Source organism: Mycolicibacterium nivoides (assembly GCF_003855255.1).
Classification (GTDB): Bacteria; Actinomycetota; Actinomycetes; order Mycobacteriales; family Mycobacteriaceae; genus Mycobacterium; species Mycobacterium nivoides.
In genome coordinates, this window is sequence record NZ_CP034072.1 from 3,284,735 (window position 1) to 3,305,331 (window position 20,597).

Consider the following 20,597-nt stretch of genomic DNA (forward strand, 5'->3'; position numbering starts at 1 on the left):
CTGCCACTCAGGTTGCCCAGATGGGCTGAGAATCCACTTAGAGATTTCTGATCCATCCGTGATTTAGTCCCCCGACTGACTTAACTGTCTCACCTTTTGTCCGCGCCGACAGTGTGCCCATCGCCGACCCGGGGCGAGTGTGTCGCATCGCCATTGGGGATCGGCTGGCCCGGCAGCACCATGTGAAAGGAAGCTCCCGGCGGGGTGCCGCCCGGCACGGTCTCGTCAATCCGCAGTGCGCCACCGTGTTTGAGCACCACCTGCTGGACGATAGCCAATCCGAGGCCGGATCCCGGCATCGCCCTGGCCGCGTCCGAGCGGTAGAAGCGCTCGAACACCAGCGCGCGTTCCTGCGGCGGGATGCCGGGCCCGTGATCGGAGACCACGAGTTCGGCGTGCGTCGGATCGACCTGATGCAACCGGACACTGACCCGTCCACCGGCCGGACTCCACTTGGCGGCGTTGTCCAGCAGGTTGAGCACTGCCCGGCCGAGGCCGGGCGCGTCGCCGAACACCTGCCAGCCGATGACGTCGACGTCGAATTCGATGTCGTTGCGGCGCCTCCGGACCCGCTCCAGGCTGCGGTCGACGACCTCGGACATGTCGACCGGCTCCGGGGTGATGCCGCCGGCATCGTCGCGGGTCAGGTCGACGAGGTCACCGACCAGGGTGGAGAGCTCCTCGATCTGGGCGATCACATCCTGCTGCAGCCCGTCCATCTCGTCCCTGGGCAGCGGCGGCGCGCCCGGCGCTTGGGAGGCCATCAGCAGTTCGACGTTGGTGCGTAGCGAGGTCAGCGGGGTTCTCAGCTCGTGCCCGGCGTCGGAGACCAGCCGGGACTGCCGTTCCCTCGATTCGGCCAGAGCCCGCAGCATCATGTTGAACGCCTCGGTGAGCCGGGCCAGCTCGTCGCTGCCGACCACCGGGATGGGCCGCAGGTCGTCGGTGCGGGCCACCCGCTCCGCGGCTTCGGTGAGTCTGCCCACCGGTCTGAGCCCGGCTCTGGCCACCGCACCACCGGCCATGGCGGCCACCGCGACCCCGACGCCGCCGACGATGAGCAGCACGGTGCCCAGCCGTCTCAGCACTTGGACAGTGGGCGCCAGGCTCTTGGAGATCAGCAGGGAGCTGCCGTTAGCCAGGTGCACCGCGAGCACCCGCTGGTGGTTGGCCGTGCGCAGGGACATCAGCAGTTCACCGGAGATGACGTCCTTCTCGGGCTTGCCCAGCGGCAGCATCTGCCCCTGCTGGTTGGCCGTATAGATGGATCGGCCCGGGATCACCAGCATCGCGTTGACGTCGGAGTAGGCGGTGCCCTCGATGGCCTTACCGGGGTCGGCCGCCAGCGATCCGCTCTCGATGAGCAACCGGGCCCGGCTGTGCAGCTGGTTGTCCAGGTCGTCATAGAGCGCGCGCGAGACGACGGCGTAGACGGCGACCGCCATCAGGACGACCACCATGGCCACCATCGACATCGCGAGCATCATCACGCGCCAGCGCAATGACAGTGAGCTGGTGTTGCGTAGGTTCACGGCGGCGAGCCGCCCAGAGTCGGTGGCGGTTCGCCAGGTATTTGCGTTGAGCGCCATCAAATCAGGGGGGTGTTTCGCGCAGCACGTAACCGACGCCGCGCACGGTGTGGATCAGCCGGGGCTCGCCTTCGGCCTCGGTCTTTCGGCGGAGGTAGCCGATGTACACCTCAAGGGCATTGCCCGAAGTCGGGAAGTCGAATCCCCACACCTCTTCGAGGATGCGGCTACGGGTGAGCACCCGCCGCGGGTTCGCGATCAGCATTTCCAGCAGCGAGAACTCGGTGCGGGTGAGGCTGATCTGACGCTGGCCACGGGTCACCTCGCGGGTCACCGGGTCCAGAGTCAGGTCTGAGAACGTCATCATCTGCGAATCGGTGCCGTCGTCGCTTACCGTCCGGCGCAGCAACGCCCGCATCCGCGCCAGCAGCTCCTCGAGCGCGAACGGCTTGGGCAGGTAATCGTCAGCACCGGCGTCCAGTCCGGCGACCCGCTCGGAGACCGAGTCACGGGCGGTCAGTACCAGGATCGGTAGATCGTCACCGGTGCTGCGGAGCTGCCGGCACACCTCCAGACCGTCCAGCCGCGGCATCATCACGTCCAGAACCACAGCATCGGGCCGGTCACTGGCAATCGCCTCGAGTGCTTCGACCCCATCCTGGGCGAGCTCGACCGAATAACCATTGAAAGAAAGCGACCGGCGCAGGGATTCGCGCACAGCGCGATCGTCGTCAACGACAAGTATGCGCACAGGCACAGTTTCAACCCGCTGTCTGAGAGTGGGCTGAGAGGCGCGCCGCAAATTCACCGAGCGTTTTCACGGAACCGGGACAACCCTGAGCACGACAAAAAGCGCTATCACGAGTGATAGCGCTTTTTGAGAAAGTGTCTGAGGTTCTAGCGCTTGTCGAGATCGACCAGGCCGAGACGAGCGGCCTTGAGCAGACGGCGCGGCACCTTGTGCTGCTGACCGGCGACACTGACGCCGACGAGACCGGTTGCCTCGGCCTTCCACTGCGCGCGCCGGCTACGGGTGTTCGCGCGCGACATTCTGCGCTTGGGCACAGCCATGACGTGCATCTCCTTGCTTCGGGTTGTTGCCGCGCGAATCGATTGAGCTCGCCGGCGGCGACGATTAGGTACAGAGTAACGGTTGACCTGGCGCTGCTCCAAAACGGGAGTTGTCGCATTCGCCGCCACATCCGACGGCCGCAGACTACTTTGCGGACCGGACTGGGCCGGTAAGACACCCCGGATGTGGCTACCAGCCTGAGCTGGGACATGCCCGCCACCTATTGACGTGAGACCAGCGGTACCCGCTAACCTACCGGTTGGTTGGTTGGTATCGATTGTCAGCGTCGACAGGAGTACGAGTGCCTTCAGGGCCTGATGCAGTGCGCATCGGTAATTGTTCGGGGTTTTACGGCGACCGGCTGTCCGCGATGCACGACATGCTCACCGGCGGTGAGCTGGACTATCTGACCGGCGATTACCTGGCCGAGCTCACCATGCTGATCCTGGCCCGTGACCGGGCCAAGAATCCCGACCGCGGCTACGCCAAGACCTTCCTCACCCAGCTGGAGCAGTCCCTCGGGCTGGCGCTCGACAAGGGCGTCAAGATCGTTGCCAACGCCGGCGGGCTGAACCCGGCGGGGCTGGCCACCGCAGTCCGGGCCCTGGCCGAGCGCCTGGGCCTCGACGTCAACGTCGCCCACGTCGAGGGCGACGACCTGGTGGGCCGCGCTTCCGAGCTCGGGTTGGGCACTCCCCTGGCCGCCAATGCCTACCTGGGCGCGTGGGGCATCGTCGACTGCCTCAATTCCGGCGCCGACGTCGTGGTCACCGGCCGGGTGACGGACGCTTCGGTGATCGTCGGGCCCGCGGCCGCACATTTCGGCTGGTCGCCCACCGATTACGACGCGCTGGCCGGAGCGGTGGCCGCCGGTCACGTGATCGAGTGCGGCACCCAGGCCACCGGCGGCAACTACTCCTTCTTCGCCGAGATACCTGATCTGGCGCGGCCCGGGTTCCCCATCGCCGAGATCGCCGCCGACGGCTCCTCGGTGATCACCAAACACGCGGACACCGGCGGGCAGGTCAGCGTCGGCACGGTCACCGCACAGCTGCTCTACGAAATCACCGGCGCTCGCTATGCCAATCCCGATGTGACTCTGCGCGTGGACTCTCTGCAGCTGAGCCAGGACGGCGACAACCGGGTGCGTATCTCCGGGGTGACGGGCGAGGCCCCGCCGCCGACGCTGAAGGTGTCGTGCAACAGCATCGGCGGGTTCCGCAACGCCGCCACGTTCGTGCTGACCGGCCTGGACATCGAGGCCAAGGCTGCGCTCGTGCACAGCCAGCTGGAGGCCGGCCTGAAAGTCCGCCCGGCAGAACTAGATTGGACGCTAGCCCGCACCGATCATCCCGATGCCGATACCGAGGAAGCCGCCAGCGCTCTGCTGCACTGCGTGGTCCGCGATGCGGATCCCAACATCGTCGGACGCCAATTCTCTTCGGCGGGCGTGGAGCTCGCGCTGGCGAGCTATCCGGGATTCACCACCACCGCACCCCCGGGCGATGGTCAGATCTACGGAGTGTTCGTACCCGGCTATGTCGATGCCGCCGAGGTGCCACACATCGCCGTTCATGCCGATGGCAGCCGGATCGGCATCGCGCCGGCGAGCGAAACCCTCGATCTGGCACCGGTGTCCGATCCCGCCCTCCCCGACCCACTACCCTCCGGGACTACTCGCCGCGCACCGCTCGGCACGATCGCCGGCGCCCGCAGCGGCGACAAGGGCGGGTCGGCCAATGTCGGGGTGTGGGTACGCACCGACGAGCAGTGGCGCTGGTTGGCACACACGCTGACCGTCGACAAACTCCGTGAATTGCTGCCCGAGACAGCAGATCTGCCGGTCACCCGGCACGTGCTGCCGAATCTGCGGGCCGTGAACTTTGTGATCGAAGGCATTCTCGGCCAGGGCGTCGCGTATCAGGCCCGATTCGATCCGCAGGCCAAGGGGCTGGGCGAATGGTTGCGCAGCCGTCATCTCGATATCCCGGAGGAACTCATCAAGTGAGCATCTGGACTTCGCCCGAGCGTGAGGCATTGCGCAAGACGGTGCGCAGCTTTGCCGAGCGTGAGGTGCTGCCCCACGCCGACGAGTGGGAACGCACCGGCGAGCTGCCGCGCGAACTGCACCGCAAGGCCGGCGAGGCCGGCCTGCTCGGCGCCAACTTCCCCGAGTCGGTCGGCGGTGGTGGCGGCGACGGGGCCGACGCCGTGATCATCTGCGAGGAAATGCACTACGCGGGTTCACCCGGTGGAGTGTTCGCGTCGCTGTTCACCTGTGGCATCGCGGTGCCGCACATGATCGCCTCGGGCGATGAACGCCTGATCGAGACCTACGTGAAGCCCACGCTGCGAGGGGATCTCATCGGATCCCTGGCCATCACCGAACCGGGCGGCGGCTCCGACGTCGGGCACCTCACCACGCGCGCGATCCGAGACGGCGATGATTTCATCCTCAACGGCGCCAAAACCTACATCACCTCGGGTGTCCGCGCGGACTATGTCGTCACGGCATCGCGCACCGGCGGACCGGGCGCGGCAGGCGTCTCACTGATCGTGGTGGACAAGGGCACGCCGGGATTCGAGGTCACCCGCAAGCTCGACAAGATGGGTTGGCGTTCAAGCGATACCGCCGAGCTGTCCTACAGCGACGTGCGGGTGCCGGCGGCCAACCTGATCGGCGCGGAAAACTCCGGCTTCCTGCAGATCGCGGCGGCGTTCGTCTCCGAGCGGGTGGGCCTGGCTGTGCAGGCCTATGCCAGCGCGCAGCGCTGCCTGGACCTGACCGTGCAGTGGTGCCGCGACCGCGAGACCTTCGGCAAGCCGCTGATCGCCCGGCAGTCGGTGCAGAACACCCTGGCGGAAATGGCCCGGCGGATCGACGTGGCCCGGGTGTACACGCGCCATGTCGTCGAGCGGCAGTTGGCCGGGGACCAGGGCCTGATCACCGAGGTGTGCTTCGCCAAGAACACCGCCGTGGAGACCGGCGAGTGGGTGGCCAATCAGGCTGTCCAATTGTTCGGCGGCATGGGCTACATGGCCGAATCCGAGGTCGAGCGCCAGTACCGTGACATGCGCATCCTGGGTATCGGCGGAGGTACCACCGAGATCCTGACCTCGTTGGCCGCAAAGACATTGGGGTTCCAGTCATGACCACTCTCAAATCAACCATCGACCCTGGCTCGCCAGGGTTCACCGAGGCGGCCGAGGTGATGGCCGCCAAGCTCGCCGAGCTCGATGCCGAGCACGCCAAGGCCCTGGCCGGCGGCGGGCCAAAGTATGTGGACCGCCATCACGGCCGCGGCAAGCTCACCGCCCGTGAGCGGGTCGAGCTGCTGCTGGATCCGGATGCCCCGTTCCTGGAGCTGAGCCCGTTGGCGGCCTGGGGCAGCGATTTCACCGTGGGCGCCAGCGTCGTCTGCGGCATCGGTGCCGTCGAGGGTGTCGAATGCCTGATCGTCGCGAACGATCCAACCGTCAAGGGCGGCACCAGCAACCCGTGGACGCTCAAGAAGATCCTGCGCGCCAACCAGATCGCGATGGAGAACCGGCTTCCGGTGGTCTCCCTCGTGGAGTCCGGTGGCGCCGATCTGCCGACGCAGAAGGAGATCTTCATCCCCGGCGGGCAGATGTTCCGCGATCTGACCAGGCTGTCGGCGGCGGGCATCCCGACCATCGCGCTGGTGTTCGGCAACTCGACGGCCGGCGGCGCATACGTGCCGGGCATGTCCGATCACGTCGTGATGATCAAGGAACGCTCCAAGGTGTTCCTGGCCGGGCCGCCGCTGGTGAAGATGGCCACCGGCGAGGAGTCCGACGACGAGTCGCTGGGCGGTGCCGAGATGCACGCCCGCACTTCGGGTCTGGGTGACTACCTGGCCAACGACGAGCTCGACGCGATCCGGATCGGCCGGCGCATCGTGGCCCGGCTGAACTGGCGGAAGAAGGGACCCGTTCCCGCTCCGGTGGTCGAGCCGAAGTTCGACCCGGAGGAGCTAATCGGCATCGTGCCCGCCGATCTGCGTATCCCGTTCGACCCGCGTGACGTGATCGCCCGCATCGTCGACGGCTCCGATTTCGACGAGTTCAAACCGCTGTACGGATCGTCGCTGGTGACGGGATGGGCCACGCTGTACGGCTACCCGATCGGGATCCTGGCCAATGCCCGGGGGGTGCTGTTCTCCGAGGAGTCGCAGAAGGCCACCCAATTCATCCAGCTGGCCAACCGGTCTGACACCCCGCTTCTGTTCCTGCACAACACCACCGGCTACATGGTGGGTAAGCAGTACGAAGAGGGCGGCATGATCAAGCACGGCTCGATGATGATCAATGCGGTGTCGAACTCCACTGTTCCGCACATCTCGCTGCTGCTGGGTGCCTCCTACGGCGCGGGCCACTACGGCATGTGCGGGCGGGCGTACGACCCGCGGTTCCTGTTCGCCTGGCCGTCGTCCAAGTCCGCGGTGATGGGCGGAACCCAGCTCGCGGGTGTGCTCTCGATCGTGAGCCGCGCTGCCGCCGAGGCCCGTGGACAAGCCGTCGACGAGGCCGCTGATGCGGCACTGCGGGCTGCGGTCGAGGCTCAGATCGAGGCCGAGTCGCTGCCGATGTTCCTGTCCGGCCGGTTGTACGACGACGGGGTGATCGATCCCCGGGATACCCGCACCGTGCTGGGAATGTGCCTGTCCGCCATCGCGAATGGCCCGATCGAGGGGACGTCGAACTTCGGCGTCTTCAGGATGTGAGCGAACAGTGATTACGAGAGTCCTCGTCGCCAACCGCGGCGAGATCGCGCGCCGGGTATTCGAGACCTGCCGTCGTCTCGGCATCGGCACGGTCGCTGTGTACACCGACCCCGACGCCGGGTCCCCACACGTCGCCGAGGCCGACGCCCGGGTTCGCCTGGAAGGCAACAACGGCTACCTCGACTCCGCCCAGATCATCGCCGCGGCCCGGGCCGCGGGTGCCGACGCCGTTCATCCCGGCTACGGGTTTCTCTCCGAGAACCCGGATTTCGCGGCGGCCGTGATCGATGCCGGGCTGACCTGGATCGGTCCGCCGGTGAACGCCGTGCAGGCCATGGGCTCCAAGATCGAGGCCAAGAAGATGATGGCCGCGGCCGGCGTCCCGGTGCTGACCGAGCTCGACCCGTCGACCGTGACGGCCGATCAGCTGCCGGTGCTGGTGAAAGCGTCGGCCGGTGGCGGCGGCCGCGGTATGCGCGTCGTGCGCGAACTGTCGGATCTGCCAAGCGAAGTGGCAGCGGCCCAGCGTGAGGCACAGTCGGCGTTCGGTGATCCCACGGTGTTCTGCGAGCGCTACCTGGCGGCCGGCCATCACGTCGAGGTGCAGGTGCTGGCAGATCAGCACGGCACGGTGTGGGCGGTCGGCGAGCGCGAGTGCTCGATCCAGCGCCGTCATCAGAAGGTCATCGAGGAGGCCCCGTCGCCTCTGGTGGAACGCACTCCCGGGATGCGGGAGAAGCTGTTCGACGCGGCCCGGCTGGCTGCCGAGGCGATCGGCTACGCCGGCGCGGGCACGGTCGAGTTCATGGCGGACGAGCGGGGTGACTTCTTCTTCCTGGAGATGAATACCCGCCTGCAGGTGGAGCATCCGGTCACCGAGGCCACCACCGGGCTCGACCTGGTCGAGCTGCAGATCGCGGTAGCCGATGGCGGCAGGCTCGATGCCGAGCCGCCCGCCTCCCGCGGTTCGTCGATCGAGGCCCGCCTGTACGCCGAGGATCCGGCCAAGGGCTGGCAGCCCCAGGCCGGCGCGGTGCACCGGTTCGAGGTGCCCGGGCAGGTGCGGGTCGACACGGGCATCGAGGACGGCTCGGTGGTGTCGATCTTCTACGACCCCATGCTGGCCAAGGTCATCTCGTATGCGCCCACCCGGCGCCAGGCCGCGACGGTGCTGGCCGATGCGTTGGCCCGCACCCGGATTCACGGACTGCGCACCAACCGGGACCTACTGGTGAACGTGCTGCGGCATCCGGCGTTCCTGGACGGAGCCACCGACACGGCGTTCTTCGACACCCACGGCCTCAACACCCTGGCCGCTCCTCTCGCCGATGCCGGAGCGGTGACGCTCTCGGCGATCGCGGCCGCCCTGGCCGAATCCGCGCACAACCGCAGCAGCGCACGGGTTTTCGGCGCGGCGCCCAGTGGCTGGCGCAACCTGGTCTCGGGCCACCAATCCCGGGCCTACCGCGATAGCGCGGGCGAGGACGTCCAGGTGCGCTACCGGTTCACCCGCACCGGGGTCGAGTTGCCCGACGACGAGGGAGTCGCCCTGGTGTCGGCGACGCCGGACCGGGTAGTCCTCACCGTCAACGGTGTAGACCGCGCGTTCGACGTGGCGCGCTACGGCGATCAGGTGTTCGTCGACTCACCGCTCGGTCCCGTGCAGCTCACCGCGCTGCCCCGCTTCCCCGACCCGGACGACGCGGTCGCACACGGCTCGCTGCTGGCGCCGATGCCCGGTTCGGTGGTGCGCGTCGGGGCCGCCGTCGGCGATACCGTCACCGCCGGACAACCCCTGATCTGGCTGGAAGCCATGAAAATGGAGCACACCATCGCCGCACCCGACGACGGGGTGCTGGCCGAACTCAATGTCGCCGCGGGCCAACAGGTCGAAGTCGGCGCCGTACTTGCCCGTGTCGAAGATTCTGAAGGAGAACAGTCATGAGCTTCATCGAGACCGAGGAACAGAAAGCCCTGCGTCAGGCGGTGGCCGCGATGGCCGCCAACTACGGGCAGGACTACTACCTGGAGAAGGCCCGCTCAGGCCAGCACACCACCGAATTGTGGAACGAGGCAGGCAAACTCGGCTTCATCGGGGTGAACCTGCCCGAGGAGTACGGTGGCGGCGGCGCCGGCATGTACGAGCTGTCCATGGTGATGGAAGAAATGTCAGCGGCCGGGTCGGCGCTGCTGATGATGGTGGTCTCCCCCGCGATCAACGGCACCATCATCTCCAAGTTCGGCACCGAGGAACAGAAGAAGCGCTGGATCCCCGGCATCGCCGACGGGTCGATCACCATGGCCTTCGCGATCACCGAGCCTGACGCGGGTTCCAACAGCCACCGCATCACTACCACCGCACGCCGCGACGGCAGCGACTGGATCCTCAAGGGCCAGAAGACGTTCATCTCCGGTATCGACCAGGCCCAGGCCGTGCTCGTCGTCGGACGCACCGAGGACCACAAGACCGGAAACCTCAAGCCCGCGTTGTTCGTCATCCCGACCGACACCCCGGGCCTGAACTGGACCAAGATCGAGATGGAGATCGTCAGCCCGGAGAGCCAGTTCCAGGTGTTCCTCGACGACGTCCGGCTGCCTGCCGACGCGTTGGTGGGTTCGGAAGACGCCGCGATCGCGCAGCTGTTCGCCGGGCTGAACCCCGAACGCATCATGGGTGCGGCCAGCGCGGTAGGTGTGGGCCGGTTCGCCATCAACAAGGCGGTCGACTACGTGAAGACCCGCCAGGTCTGGAAGGTGCCGATCGGCTCGCACCAGGGTCTGTCACATCCGCTGGCGCAGAACCACATCGAGGTGGAGCTGGCCAAGTTGATGATGCAGAAGGCCGCGACGCTGTATGACGCCGGCGACGACTTCGGCGCGGCCGAGGCCGCCAACATGGCCAAGTACGCGGCAGGTGAGGCGTCGGTGCGGGCGGTCGATCAGGCCGTGCAGTCTCTCGGCGGCAACGGCCTGACCAAGGAGTACGGCATCGCCGCCGCGGTGACGGCCTCCAAGCTGGCCCGGATCGCACCGGTGAGCCGGGAGATGATCCTGAACTTCGTCGCACAGACCTCGCTGGGTCTCCCCCGGTCGTACTGACGGGCCGTACCGACCATGACGTCATTGGTTCATTACTCGGTGGCCGGCAGCGTCGCCCGGCTGACGCTGGACTCCCCGCACAACCGCAACGCACTGTCCACGGCCCTGGTCGAGCAGTTGCTCCAGGGCTTCTCCGACGCCGCAGAAGAACCCGGGGTCCGGGCGGTGGTGCTCGGGCACACCGGTGGGACCTTCTGCGCCGGAGCCGATCTCAGCGAAGCTGCCGGTCAGGATCCCGGCGACATCGCTGTCGACCGGGCTCGCGAGATGACCAAGCTGCTGCGGGCCATCCTGGAATTGCCGATTCCGGTGATCGGCGCGATCGACGGGCACGTGCGGGCCGGCGGGATGGGACTGGTCGGTGCGTGCGATCTCGTCGTCGCCGGTTCGCAGAGCACATTCGCGTTGACCGAAGCACGCATCGGCGTTGCGCCGTCGATCATTTCGCTGACCCTGTTGCCGAAGATGTCGCCACGGGCGGCCGGACGGTACTTCGTCACCGGCGAGAAGTTCGGTGCGGCCGAGGCAGCCGAGATCGGGCTGATCACCATGGCCGCCGACGACGTCGCCGATGCGGTCGCCGCGCTGGCGGGTGAGATCGCCAAGGGTTCACCGCAGGGGCTGGCGACGTCGAAGGCGCTGACGACCGCGTCCATCCTGCGTGGGTTCGACGAGCTGGCGGAAGGCCTGACCCGGCAGTCCGCGCAACTGTTCGTCTCCGACGAGGCCCGCGAGGGCATGATGGCGTTCCTGCAGAAGCGCCCGCCGAACTGGGTGGGCTGAGGCCGCACTACCCGCTACCCGCTACCCGCTCCAGAACCAGCAACCTCCGCACTATTGTCGGTTCAATGAAGCGGGGCCTGCTGATCACGGTGGTGACGCTATTTGCCGTGCAGCTGACGGGGTGTTCGACCGCGATCGCGGGCCAGGCGATGAAGGCTCAGCCCAGCCCGATTGAGCGTGCGATGCCCACCCTCCCCGAGCTGGGGCAGGCCATGGGCGGGGCCGTGCAGGTGACCTCGCCGATCGAAGTCGGTGGCACCGAGGTGCTCAGGGGCGACCCGGAGAACATCTCGCCCGCTGAATGTGCTGCCCTCATCCACGCGGGAATCCGCTATGTGTACCAGCATGTTCCGGCAGGTGCCGTGGCCACCGGTATCTGGGAATCGCCAAAGGATGCCCGCGGTGCCCGGTCTGTCTCGGTGTCAATCGCCGTCATCGACGTGGACACACCAGACGATGCAAGCGCCTGGTACCGCGACGCTGCCCCACGGTGGCAATCGTGTCAGGGCAGCACGGTGACCCAGCCGATGGACGCTATTACTTTCAGCGACAACGTCATCCAGGCAGACAGCGCAGACGGGTTCTTGACGGCCAACCTGGTGGTGTCGACGACAGACGGCATCATCACGCCGTGGCCCTTACAGCGCGCCGTCACCACCGCGTCCCACTACCTCGTGGATGTCGATGTCCTCGGCACCACAGCAGCCGCCAATACCGCTTCGAATGCCGACACTGCAGTCGCTGTCGCTCGCCTCGTGGCCGGAAAGCTCACGTCGGCCGGGTAGGGCGGACACTGCAACCAGAGATGACACGTCCCGGCCAAACCCGTCGGCGCCGCGAGAGTCGTTCCGCGCAGTCTGACGCATCGGCGTCGGACCGAAGCGCAGGGCAAAATCTGCGGCATCGGCCCACACCCACGCTGCAGACGCAGCAGCTCAGACATTGTGCGCGGAGTTGACGGTAGTTGCCTGTGACAGCAAACGCTGTAGGGACTCTGTCGCATCGCTGATGGCGGTTCTACCGTTTCTTGTGCGGACATCCTCTGCCGTGCGGGTTCCCCACGAAAGGCCGGAATCATGGCCAGTGACCAGAACAAGGCAATTTCCCGACGCATATGGGAGGTATTCGCTTCCGGCGACCTCAGTGAGCTGGACGACCTGGTCGCCCCTACCGCCGCCTTCCACGACACGCAGGATCCGTTCGGCGATCAACGCGGTCCCGAGCACATGCGCAGCCTGATGGGGATGTACCGGAACTCGTTCTCCAACATGCGATTCGACATCAAGATGCAGCTCGCCGAGGGCGACTACGTGTGCACGATGATCGAGGCGCAGGGAGACAACACCGGAGAGATCATGGGTCAGCCGGCCACCGGCAAGCACAGCCGGATCAATCTGACCGATGTCGACCGGATCGAGGACGGCAAGATCGCGGAGAGCTGGGTGACCTGGGACACCCTCGGAATGCTGCAGCAACTCGGCCTGATCCCCGCAGGGGCAGAACACAAGGCGCCCGCCTGAGCTAATCCCCCGCAGGGTCCAGGGCCGGCCGCGGCCCTGGACCCGCACTCTTGCCCACGCAACGACACGTCGCTCGACAACGAGCAGCATTAGCCGGCCTCCCACTCGACGAGGTGGCGCTCTCGCGGACCGCGGGATGACCTCCGTAGCAATCCCCGCATCGGCACCACCCAAAATTCTGCACTGGCTGATGTAGACATTCGAGATTGGTATCGCTAAAGTAGCCAGTGCTGAGAGCAGAGGTTAAGTGGCACGGGAGATGATGAACTGCCCGTGAAGTGTGATGTCAGCGCGGTCACGCAGCACGAGGGTCAGACAGCACGTTGACCTTCAGACCGTGGCGAAGGTGGAGAAACAGCGAAAGGAGGGAGTTGCCGTCGGATCGTCGCGCGAGTCTCTGTGCGGCTGATCCTGCAGTATCCCTAGTAGCGCCGGGAGATGCCCATGATCTCCCGCGGTTCGGTGTCCCCCAGAGGTAGTGGTTCAATACCCCGGGGGACACCGAACCCCTTCCCTATCAACGTCGCCCGACCGAAGCGAGCGGGTACGGTGCCCGGTAGGCCATCCCCCAACCGGGACACGCCGTTGATTTGTTCGAAAGGTGTAGTCGTACAACCACAGAGCGGTTCGAACGAACCCAACGCGAATGACAAGTTCGACGACGAGGACTACCCCGCTTACAGCATGGGCAGTGCTGCGCGAATCCTTGATACCACTCCGGCGTTTCTGCGCAGCCTCGATGAGGCCAAACTGCTGACCCCGCAACGTTCTGAAGGGGGGCATCGCCGCTATTCGCGCTATCAGCTGCGGATCGCCGCGCGTGCCCGTGAGCTCGTCGATCAGGGGACCGCGTTGGAAGCGGCCTGCCGGATCATCATTCTCGAGGACCAGCTCGCCGAGGCGCACGCCATCAACGCCGCACTACAGCAGCGCATAGACGACCGCACCGTTGACGACGATCGGCAATCCTGAACTGCGCCTTGGTGTCCGCACGGCAGCAGAAACCCCGGCCGCGCAGCGTCATCGGCGCCCGCTACGCGGCTTCTGCGATCTCAGTCGCGCATTCTCCGAAGTGAGCTCACCGTTGGCCGACGACAGCTCGGCGTTGCGATCCTGCAGCGGCAGAATTTGGGCGATGCCGGCGATGTTGACACCGTCGGCGACCAGGTCGGCTATCCGCTGCAGCCGATCGAGGTCGTCGTCGCTGTAGCGGCGGGTGCCGCCATCAGTACGCGCCGGGGTGAGCAGCCCGCGCCGCTCATACAGGCGCAGGGTCTGCGGATCGATCCCGCTGAGCTCGGCGGCCACAGAAATGCCGTATACCCCACGCGCCGATCGCGTCAACGCATCGCTCTGCACGTCCCAACGTTCCCTTCTCCGATTTGGTCGACATTCATCCTTGCACGAGTCGGAAAGGAGTGCTATAAGAAATCTATGCCGGACGACATAGATCATCTGTAACCAGCAGAGTGGGTTAGGAGGCAGAAATCATGTTGATGCGTACCGATCCGTTCCGTGACTTCGATCGACTGGCCCAGCAGGTGCTGGGCACTACGACCCGTCCGGCAGCGATGCCGATGGACGCCTGGCGCGAGGGTGACCTGTTCATCGTCGAGTTCGATCTGCCTGGGGTGGACGTAAATTCGCTGAACCTCGATGTGGAGCGCAATGTGCTCACCGTGCACGCCCAGCGTCCCGAACCGGATCCCGACCGGGAAATGATCTCGTCCGAGCGTGCTCGCGGGGTGTTCAGTCGACAACTGTTTTTGAGCGACACACTGGACACCGACGCGATCGAAGCCAACTACGCCGGCGGGGTGTTGCGGTTGACCATCCCCGTGGCCGAGAAAGCCAAGCCCCGCCGCATCGAGATCACGAGCAAGACCGACAAGACCCCAATCAACGCCTGACGAGGCCCACCGCACCCGCGGGGTCCGGGACGCCGCATCCGGGAAAGGGGGTGAGTGACATGGCGCCCGATATCCAACCCGATATCCGATGGGACCACAGCCTGCTCGATGTGGCGGCGGCGATCGTGGAGGCCGAATGGATACGCCTGCTACAGGATGAGGCCTTATGGGAGCGTGAACTCGCCGACCTGGCCGCCGAGGGGTCTACGCCCCGGCCCCGCCCCAGCTACCTCAGCACGCTCAGCGGCCGCCGCAGGCGCCCGGGCGCACCGATGCCGGCGATGCGGCGGTGGCTGCGGCGGCGGTGGCTGCCCGTGCCGGTGTGGGCCACCCAGCGTTCACCTCCGTACCACCTGGTGATCTGGTACTGAAACACCTTGTCGGGCAATGGAGGTGACATTCGTTCGATGCTCAACTAAGCCAACGACGCCGGTGTCGCGCACACCTGTCAGATAGTGGCGTCACCGCCACCGACACCGTCGCCGGATGCCGGTCCGCGCACGCACCGCCACCAGTAGTGGCGCACCGAACGTGGCACGTACACACGGCGTCGTAGGCCCACATCAACACCCTCGCCCGGTGGCGGGCCAACCCCGCCCCGACACCGGCCACGGGTGCCCGAAGAATCCATCCACCGCGGTGGCTCCCGGGATTCGAAAGCCCGGGAGTCACCGCCCAACACCGAGAGGTGGTAGCGACGGTGTGCACCCAGTTCGACCCTTACCGGGTGCTCGGCGTGTCACCAGAGGCCACCCAAGACGAGATCACCCACGCCTACCGCATCCGGCTACGCGCCCACCACCCCGACACCCGTCAGACGCCGTCCGGACACATCGCCGACGAACACCTCCAGCAGCTCCTGGCCGCCTACGCCCAACTGCGCGATCCCGCCCGCCGCGCCGAATATGACCGTGCCACTGGCACACCGCAACGACCCATCCCCGCCGACCATCCCGCCGCAGGCGCCGTCTCGATCCCAGTCACCCACCGCAGCCCGACCACGGACGCCAACACGACCGCCCCGCTCTTGCGGGCCGGCCCCGTACGCCGCCACCGCTGACACCGGTAGCGTGAGCGCGGGCTGAGATCAGCCGGACATCGCCCCCGCTACCGGTGTCAGCCCGGGCTCACCCCCCCAAAATCGTGGCTGTCCACTGCCCGGCGGGCGTCATAACCCGTGGGCTCAGCTCCCAGATCGGGGGCGTGCGACGCGGGTGCACCCGGCCGTGGCCAAGGTGTCCGACACTTGCAGTTCGGCGGGCAGATGCGATGACCGCAACCAGCCCGGCCAACCGATGACAGATCGCGCGGCCGCCGCACCCCACCGCGACCACGGCGAATCACCCTGCCGCATAGAACATGCCCCTTGGTCGACGACGGAGTCCGCAGCGGGAGGCTGGGCTGACTACACCCAAGATCGCGATCTCGGCAAATTTGCCACAGAGGAAATAACTGTTGTTACATTGTGCAAGCACTTTGTCAGCCAGGTCACATATCGAAGGCGGCGCGCTTGATGTCACAGCCCACTCCTCCCCGTCTGTCCAAGGCCAAGACCGCTGCCACCGCGGCAGCGGTCATCGCTACTACGGCAGCGTTGACCGCAGGCGTCGCATCCTCCGCGCCGGAGGCGCTGGCAGCCCACAACCGCAATGTGCAAGCGGATGTCGAGCTGACCGCAGGCGTTGGCCAGGTCCCCGATATCGTCGGGATCTACGGGGTCGGCCCGATCTTCTGGACTGCGCAAGCCCTCGGGATCACTCCTGAGAACGTGATCAAGGCCGCCGGCGGCTTGACCGGCAATACCGCGTTGGCCGACACCGTCATTGGGCTGCTCAACTTCCTCGACGCCGTATCGCCGATCGAGGCCGGCGTCAAGGGTCCGATGCCCAGCGATGTGTACGACGCGGTCAATGGGCTGACTTACACCACCGATGCCCTGGCTCAGCTGCTCGGCGTTCGCGACGGGTCCGTCATCGACAAGATCGTCGACTGGCTCGTCGGCAACGCGCCCATCCTGAATCAGCGTCGCGACATCATCCTGTCCGAGAGCCTGGGCGGGCTCACCACGTCGCTCGCCTACCGCGACATGATCAATGCGGTGCAATCCAATGACCCGGACTGGGGCATCGGGGTCACCGGCCAATGGCTGATCTTCGTCAACAACGTCAGCCGCCCCGGCGGTGGATTGTTCGCACTGGCAACCCCTTTCACCAACCTGTTCGGACTTGACCTCACCACGCCGGATGCCGGCAGCTACACCAATGCCGACAAGACCAAGGTCCTCAACACCTCGATCCTCGACATCACCTGGGCCTACAACCCGCTCTCGGATGTGCCCACCACACTCAACCCGCTGGCCTGGGCCAACTCGCTGGCTGCCGGGGTGTTCCTGACCTACCTCCTGCCCGATGAGGACAACAACATCGGCAACCACGTCTTACCGAAGTTGATCGCCGGCATCGCCGACGGCGTGAAGGTAATGGTCGACCCCACCGGCGGCCAGGGGACTTCATTGATTCCAGGCCTCGGCAAATTGCTCGACGGCCTTGGCATCAAACTCCTCGCCTTCCCCGGAAACGCCACGTACATCACCTACGACTCCGGCAATCTCCCGCTGCTTGAACCGTTCCGTGCGGTCCCGCACCTGGCCAATCTCGTTCCGGGCGTTGATATCCCAACTCCGTTGACCGACAGCGTCGAAGGCGCGCTGCGCAAGATGGTCAACATGGGTTACCAGGACGTCGACCCCACCACCCTGGAGCGCACGTTCAACGAAGCCGGTGACCAGGCCTACCTCTGGCACTCCCCGCTCACCCCGACGCAGCAACTGGCGGCGGTTCAGACGGTCTTCGACGCGTTGGTCGACGGCATTCAGGACAATGCCCTCAACCCGGAGGCCTGGACTCCGAAGCTTCCGGGCGCGGACTTCAAGCCGATCGTGCAGAACGCCGTATCTGTGGCGGTCGCCAAGGCAATGAGCGACGCCTTGGAGGGTATCCAGAAGGGCGTCGCCGACCCGATGTTCGACGCCGTCGAGAAGGGCCTGGCTCCGGTCACTCACGCTCTCGATGACATCAACGCTCAGGTCGAGGCCGCCATCGACAATGCCCTCAAGGTCAACGGCTCCACCGCCAACAAGTCCGGTGCCCAGGCGATCACCTCGGTGCCGTCTAGCGGCAGCCAGTTGAAGACGCTCAGCATCGAGGCCGCCGAGACCGATACCAGCGCCAAGTCCACGCCGCTCAAGGACACCCTCAAGGACGCGCTCAAAGACGTCGGACTGGACCAGGATTCGTTGAAGGACAACGAGATCTCCAAGAACGTCACGAGGCTCTCAGAGTCCGTCAAGATCAAGCCTGAGGCCAAAGCCAAGGCTCGTCACGCCGCCGATCCGAAGGATCCGCTGAAGAAGTCGGTGAAGGAGACGGTCGCGAAGGTGCAGGGCGCGGCCAAGGACGTCAAGGACACCATCGACAAGGCCGAGAAGAAGGTGGAAAAGGTGGCCAAGGATGCCGCCGACACCGTGAAGAAGAACACCCCGAAAACCAAGGCCAAGGCCCAGAAGTCAGAGAAGAAGTCTGACGCGGCCGCGTAGGCGCTGACCACCCGGCCGCAGGCGTTGTCCGATGACGACGCCTGCGGCTGGCCCGTCAGTGGGCTCAGATAAAGCCGAATGCGGGGAAGCCGTAGAACTCTTCCTCGCCCGGGTACACGCCTGGCGTCGAGTCGATTTGGACGTTGCCTTCCGACGCGCAGTCGGTGGTCTGCCCGCCAGCAATCGAACTCCCACCCGTCGTTTCGCACTGCGGCAGCAGCGAAGGATCGGCAGAGGCAGTCGGCGCGCCGAGGATCGCAACCGCAGCGCCCAACCCTGCGGCACCGAGAACCAGGAATTTTGGCATCTGCGGCATGGTGGTGCTTTCCCTTCATCTGGATCGACCTTGCATAGAGCTCACACGCGAAATTGTCAGGCACGTTATTGTTACCGCAAACATAGACCACCGCACGTCACCGCGTCCGATGATCGAGGAGTCCGATGAACCGCGTAACGCACTCACTGATTCGCGTCACCGCAATCGTATTGGGGGCCGGAGCGGTGGCCCTCGGGGCTTCGGCTATCGCAGCGGCCGAGCCGCCGAATTGCACCACGGCCGATGTAACGGCGGTGATGGGCGACGTGTCATCGAATATGAGTGGCTACCTGTTCACTCACCCCGACGTCAACGCGTTCCTCACCGGACTCCAGGGCCAAAGTAAGTCTGCCGCCGCCGAGCAGACGAAGACCTATCTCAACAACAACCCTCAGGTGCGCGCCGAGCTGGATGCGATCCGCAGACCCGCCATCGACCTGCGCAACCGCTGCAACATCCCGCTCGAAGCCGAGATCTCCGGCGTCATCTAAAGCCACGCATTCGCTAACAGCCCCGGGGACGCGTCGGTAGCGTGGCCAACATGCCACGCACTGTGCTCGTCACCGGGGCGACCGGCACTCTCGGCCACCATGTCGTGCCTGAGGCGACCGAGGCCGGCCATCATGTCCGGGCACTGAGCCGCCGGGAGCGAGTCGGCTACACGGGCGTGCACTGGCACCAGGCCGACTTGCTCAAGTCCGACGGTTTGGACGCCGCACTCGACGGCGTGGATGTCGTCCTCCATTGCGCCACTCAGCCCACCGGCAGTAAGGACATCAGGGCGGCCCGGAATCTGATCGAGGCTGCGCGACGCAAGGGCGTCGGGCATCTCATCTACATCTCCATCGTCGGGATCGACGACATCCCGCTTCCTTATTACAAGACCAAGCTGCGGGTCGAGCAGGCACTCGAGTCATCGGGTGTGGGGCACACGATCCTGCGCGCCACACAGTTCCACGAGCTAATCGAAAAGACGTTCTCGGCGCAGCGATTCTTGCCCTTCTTGTGGGCCCTGCGGGACGTCCGATTCCAGCCGATCGACACCCGCGATGTGGCGACCCGATTGGTCGCATTGATCGATTCCGAACCGGCCGGGCGGGTGTCTGACATCGGCGGCCCCAGCATCCACAGTCACCCAGAATTGGGACAGATGTATCTCTCAGCACACAACAGCGTACGTCGCGTGGCCAGATTCACCCTGCCCGGTCGCATCGTCGCCGGTTACAGGTCGGGAGCCAATCTGACCCCGGAAAATGCGATCGACGGCGTATCGTTCCAGGACTATTTGGGCACGGGCGGATAGATCATCTACGCCGAGCAGGCGTCACTGTCGCAACCATGGCGACACAGTTTCCCCATCGGTCTTGCATGTGACAGCGATCGTCGTAGGCTCGACAGCGATGAGCACTTCAGCGCCGCAGGACAGGTCGATGCGGGCTGCCGACACCGACCGCATTCAGGTGGCGCAGCTGCTCACTGATGCTGCCGCCGCGGGCCGGCTGCCGATGACCGAGTATGAGGACCGGCTAGCAAAGGCCTACGCGGCTGAGACCTACGACGATCTGGCGCGTCTGAGCCGCGACCTTCCCGGCGCGGTCAACTGTTCGGCCGGCCACTGTCGGCCTGCCCCCTCGACGCTGCTGCTGGCGATCATGAGCGGGTTCGAGCGCCGGGGCCGGTGGAACGTGCCGAAGAAGTTGACGACGTTCGCGCTCTTCGGTGGCGGGGTGGTCGACCTTCGCTACGCCGATTTCACCGCACCCGATGTCGAGGTCCGCACCTATTCCATCTTCGGCGGGCAGACCATCCTGGTGCCGCCCGAGGTGAATGTGGATCTCGACGGCACGGGCGTGATGGGGAACTTCGATCACAGCGTCGACGGGGACGGCACGGCCGGCGCGCCGCGTGTCCACATCCGCGGCTTCTCGCTGTGGGGCAGCGTCAGCGTGAAACGCAAGAAGCGCCGCAACCAGATCGAGGACTGAAAACGAAAACGGGCGGGCCCGAAGGCCCGCCCGTCTCAATGTC

21 protein-coding genes are annotated in these 20,597 nt (G+C 65.8%); 16 read left to right on the forward strand and 5 right to left on the reverse strand.

Annotated elements, in window-relative coordinates; translation table 11 throughout:
- Positions 1-89: 89 nt before the first annotated feature.
- From EH231_RS15755 to rpmF, 3 genes are all read right to left on the reverse strand, one after another.
- Entirely contained in the window at positions 90-1,589 is a 1,500-nt protein-coding gene (locus EH231_RS15755) for a HAMP domain-containing sensor histidine kinase (protein ID WP_090427369.1), read from the reverse strand.
- 4 nt (positions 1,590-1,593) lie between these two features.
- Positions 1,594-2,280, reverse strand: coding sequence for a response regulator transcription factor (locus EH231_RS15760; RefSeq protein WP_090427367.1), 687 nt, complete (start codon positions 2,278-2,280; stop codon positions 1,594-1,596).
- A gap of 146 nt (positions 2,281-2,426) precedes the next feature.
- On the reverse strand, positions 2,427-2,600 hold the full coding sequence (gene rpmF / locus EH231_RS15765) for a 50S ribosomal protein L32 (RefSeq protein ID WP_044521728.1): 174 nt from the start codon (positions 2,598-2,600) through the stop codon (positions 2,427-2,429).
- Between the two features lie 371 nt (positions 2,601-2,971).
- Here rpmF and EH231_RS15770 point away from each other — a divergent pair, with 371 nt between their 5' ends.
- The 9 genes from EH231_RS15770 to EH231_RS15810 all read left to right on the forward strand — a co-directional run bounded on the left by EH231_RS15770 (position 2,972) and on the right by EH231_RS15810 (position 13,720).
- Positions 2,972-4,609, forward strand: a complete 1,638-nt coding sequence (locus tag EH231_RS15770) for an acyclic terpene utilization AtuA family protein (RefSeq protein WP_241178185.1) — start codon at positions 2,972-2,974, stop codon at positions 4,607-4,609.
- Positions 4,606-5,754, forward strand: coding sequence for an acyl-CoA dehydrogenase family protein (locus EH231_RS15775; protein ID WP_090427363.1), 1,149 nt, complete (start codon positions 4,606-4,608; stop codon positions 5,752-5,754). The genes EH231_RS15770 and EH231_RS15775 overlap by 4 nt, the downstream gene beginning before the upstream one ends.
- Complete coding sequence (locus tag EH231_RS15780; RefSeq protein WP_090427361.1) at positions 5,751-7,346, forward strand: acyl-CoA carboxylase subunit beta; 1,596 nt, start codon at positions 5,751-5,753, stop codon at positions 7,344-7,346. The genes EH231_RS15775 and EH231_RS15780 overlap by 4 nt, the downstream gene beginning before the upstream one ends.
- 7 nt (positions 7,347-7,353) lie before the next feature.
- Positions 7,354-9,291, forward strand: a complete 1,938-nt coding sequence (locus EH231_RS15785) for an ATP-binding protein (RefSeq protein ID WP_124712740.1) — start codon at positions 7,354-7,356, stop codon at positions 9,289-9,291.
- Positions 9,288-10,445 (forward strand): acyl-CoA dehydrogenase family protein, encoded by a 1,158-nt coding sequence (locus EH231_RS15790; RefSeq protein WP_044520116.1) that lies wholly within the window; start codon positions 9,288-9,290, stop codon positions 10,443-10,445. Before EH231_RS15785 ends, EH231_RS15790 begins: the two co-directional genes overlap by 4 nt.
- Before the next feature lie 15 nt (positions 10,446-10,460).
- The gene (locus EH231_RS15795) at positions 10,461-11,228 is read left to right on the forward strand and encodes an enoyl-CoA hydratase family protein (protein WP_090427357.1); all 768 of its coding nucleotides are present in this window, start codon (positions 10,461-10,463) and stop codon (positions 11,226-11,228) included.
- 65 nt (positions 11,229-11,293) lie between these two features.
- The gene (locus EH231_RS15800; protein WP_124712741.1) at positions 11,294-12,013 is read left to right on the forward strand and encodes a sensor domain-containing protein; all 720 of its coding nucleotides are present in this window, start codon (positions 11,294-11,296) and stop codon (positions 12,011-12,013) included.
- Positions 12,014-12,304: 291 nt separating this feature from the next.
- Positions 12,305-12,748, forward strand: coding sequence for an ester cyclase (locus EH231_RS15805; protein ID WP_090427352.1), 444 nt, complete (start codon positions 12,305-12,307; stop codon positions 12,746-12,748).
- 684 nt (positions 12,749-13,432) lie between these two features.
- A complete protein-coding gene (locus EH231_RS15810; RefSeq protein ID WP_170856292.1) occupies positions 13,433-13,720 on the forward strand; it encodes a MerR family transcriptional regulator in 288 nt (95 codons plus the stop codon).
- Positions 13,721-13,768: 48 nt separating this feature from the next.
- On the opposite strand, the gene EH231_RS15815 is transcribed toward EH231_RS15810, so the two are convergent.
- A complete protein-coding gene (locus EH231_RS15815) occupies positions 13,769-14,107 on the reverse strand; it encodes a MerR family transcriptional regulator (RefSeq protein ID WP_241178035.1) in 339 nt (112 codons plus the stop codon).
- A 131-nt stretch (positions 14,108-14,238) separates the two neighbouring features.
- Between EH231_RS15815 and EH231_RS15820 the strand changes: the two genes are divergently transcribed.
- The 4 genes from EH231_RS15820 to EH231_RS15835 all read left to right on the forward strand — a co-directional run bounded on the left by EH231_RS15820 (position 14,239) and on the right by EH231_RS15835 (position 18,253).
- On the forward strand, positions 14,239-14,658 hold the full coding sequence (locus EH231_RS15820) for an Hsp20/alpha crystallin family protein (RefSeq protein WP_090427346.1): 420 nt from the start codon (positions 14,239-14,241) through the stop codon (positions 14,656-14,658).
- Positions 14,659-14,717: 59 nt separating this feature from the next.
- On the forward strand, positions 14,718-15,029 hold the full coding sequence (locus EH231_RS15825; RefSeq protein ID WP_124712743.1) for a hypothetical protein: 312 nt from the start codon (positions 14,718-14,720) through the stop codon (positions 15,027-15,029).
- A gap of 329 nt (positions 15,030-15,358) precedes the next feature.
- Entirely contained in the window at positions 15,359-15,718 is a 360-nt protein-coding gene (locus EH231_RS15830; protein ID WP_124712744.1) for a J domain-containing protein, read from the forward strand.
- A gap of 453 nt (positions 15,719-16,171) precedes the next feature.
- A complete protein-coding gene (locus EH231_RS15835) occupies positions 16,172-18,253 on the forward strand; it encodes a PE-PPE domain-containing protein (protein WP_124712745.1) in 2,082 nt (693 codons plus the stop codon).
- Positions 18,254-18,317: 64 nt separating this feature from the next.
- Here the strand turns inward: EH231_RS15835 and EH231_RS15840 are convergent, their stop codons facing one another.
- Positions 18,318-18,569: a hypothetical protein gene (locus EH231_RS15840; protein WP_124712746.1), complete on the reverse strand. Its 252-nt coding sequence runs from the start codon at positions 18,567-18,569 to the stop codon at positions 18,318-18,320.
- A 125-nt stretch (positions 18,570-18,694) separates the two neighbouring features.
- On the opposite strand from EH231_RS15840, the gene EH231_RS15845 reads away from it, so the two are divergent.
- From EH231_RS15845 to EH231_RS15855, 3 genes are all read left to right on the forward strand, one after another.
- The gene (locus EH231_RS15845) at positions 18,695-19,060 is read left to right on the forward strand and encodes a heme-binding protein (RefSeq protein WP_090427334.1); all 366 of its coding nucleotides are present in this window, start codon (positions 18,695-18,697) and stop codon (positions 19,058-19,060) included.
- A gap of 50 nt (positions 19,061-19,110) precedes the next feature.
- A complete protein-coding gene (locus tag EH231_RS15850; RefSeq protein WP_090428805.1) occupies positions 19,111-19,872 on the forward strand; it encodes an SDR family oxidoreductase in 762 nt (253 codons plus the stop codon).
- A 97-nt stretch (positions 19,873-19,969) separates the two neighbouring features.
- The gene (locus EH231_RS15855; RefSeq protein ID WP_090427331.1) at positions 19,970-20,554 is read left to right on the forward strand and encodes a DUF1707 SHOCT-like domain-containing protein; all 585 of its coding nucleotides are present in this window, start codon (positions 19,970-19,972) and stop codon (positions 20,552-20,554) included.
- Positions 20,555-20,597 lie beyond the last annotated feature (43 nt).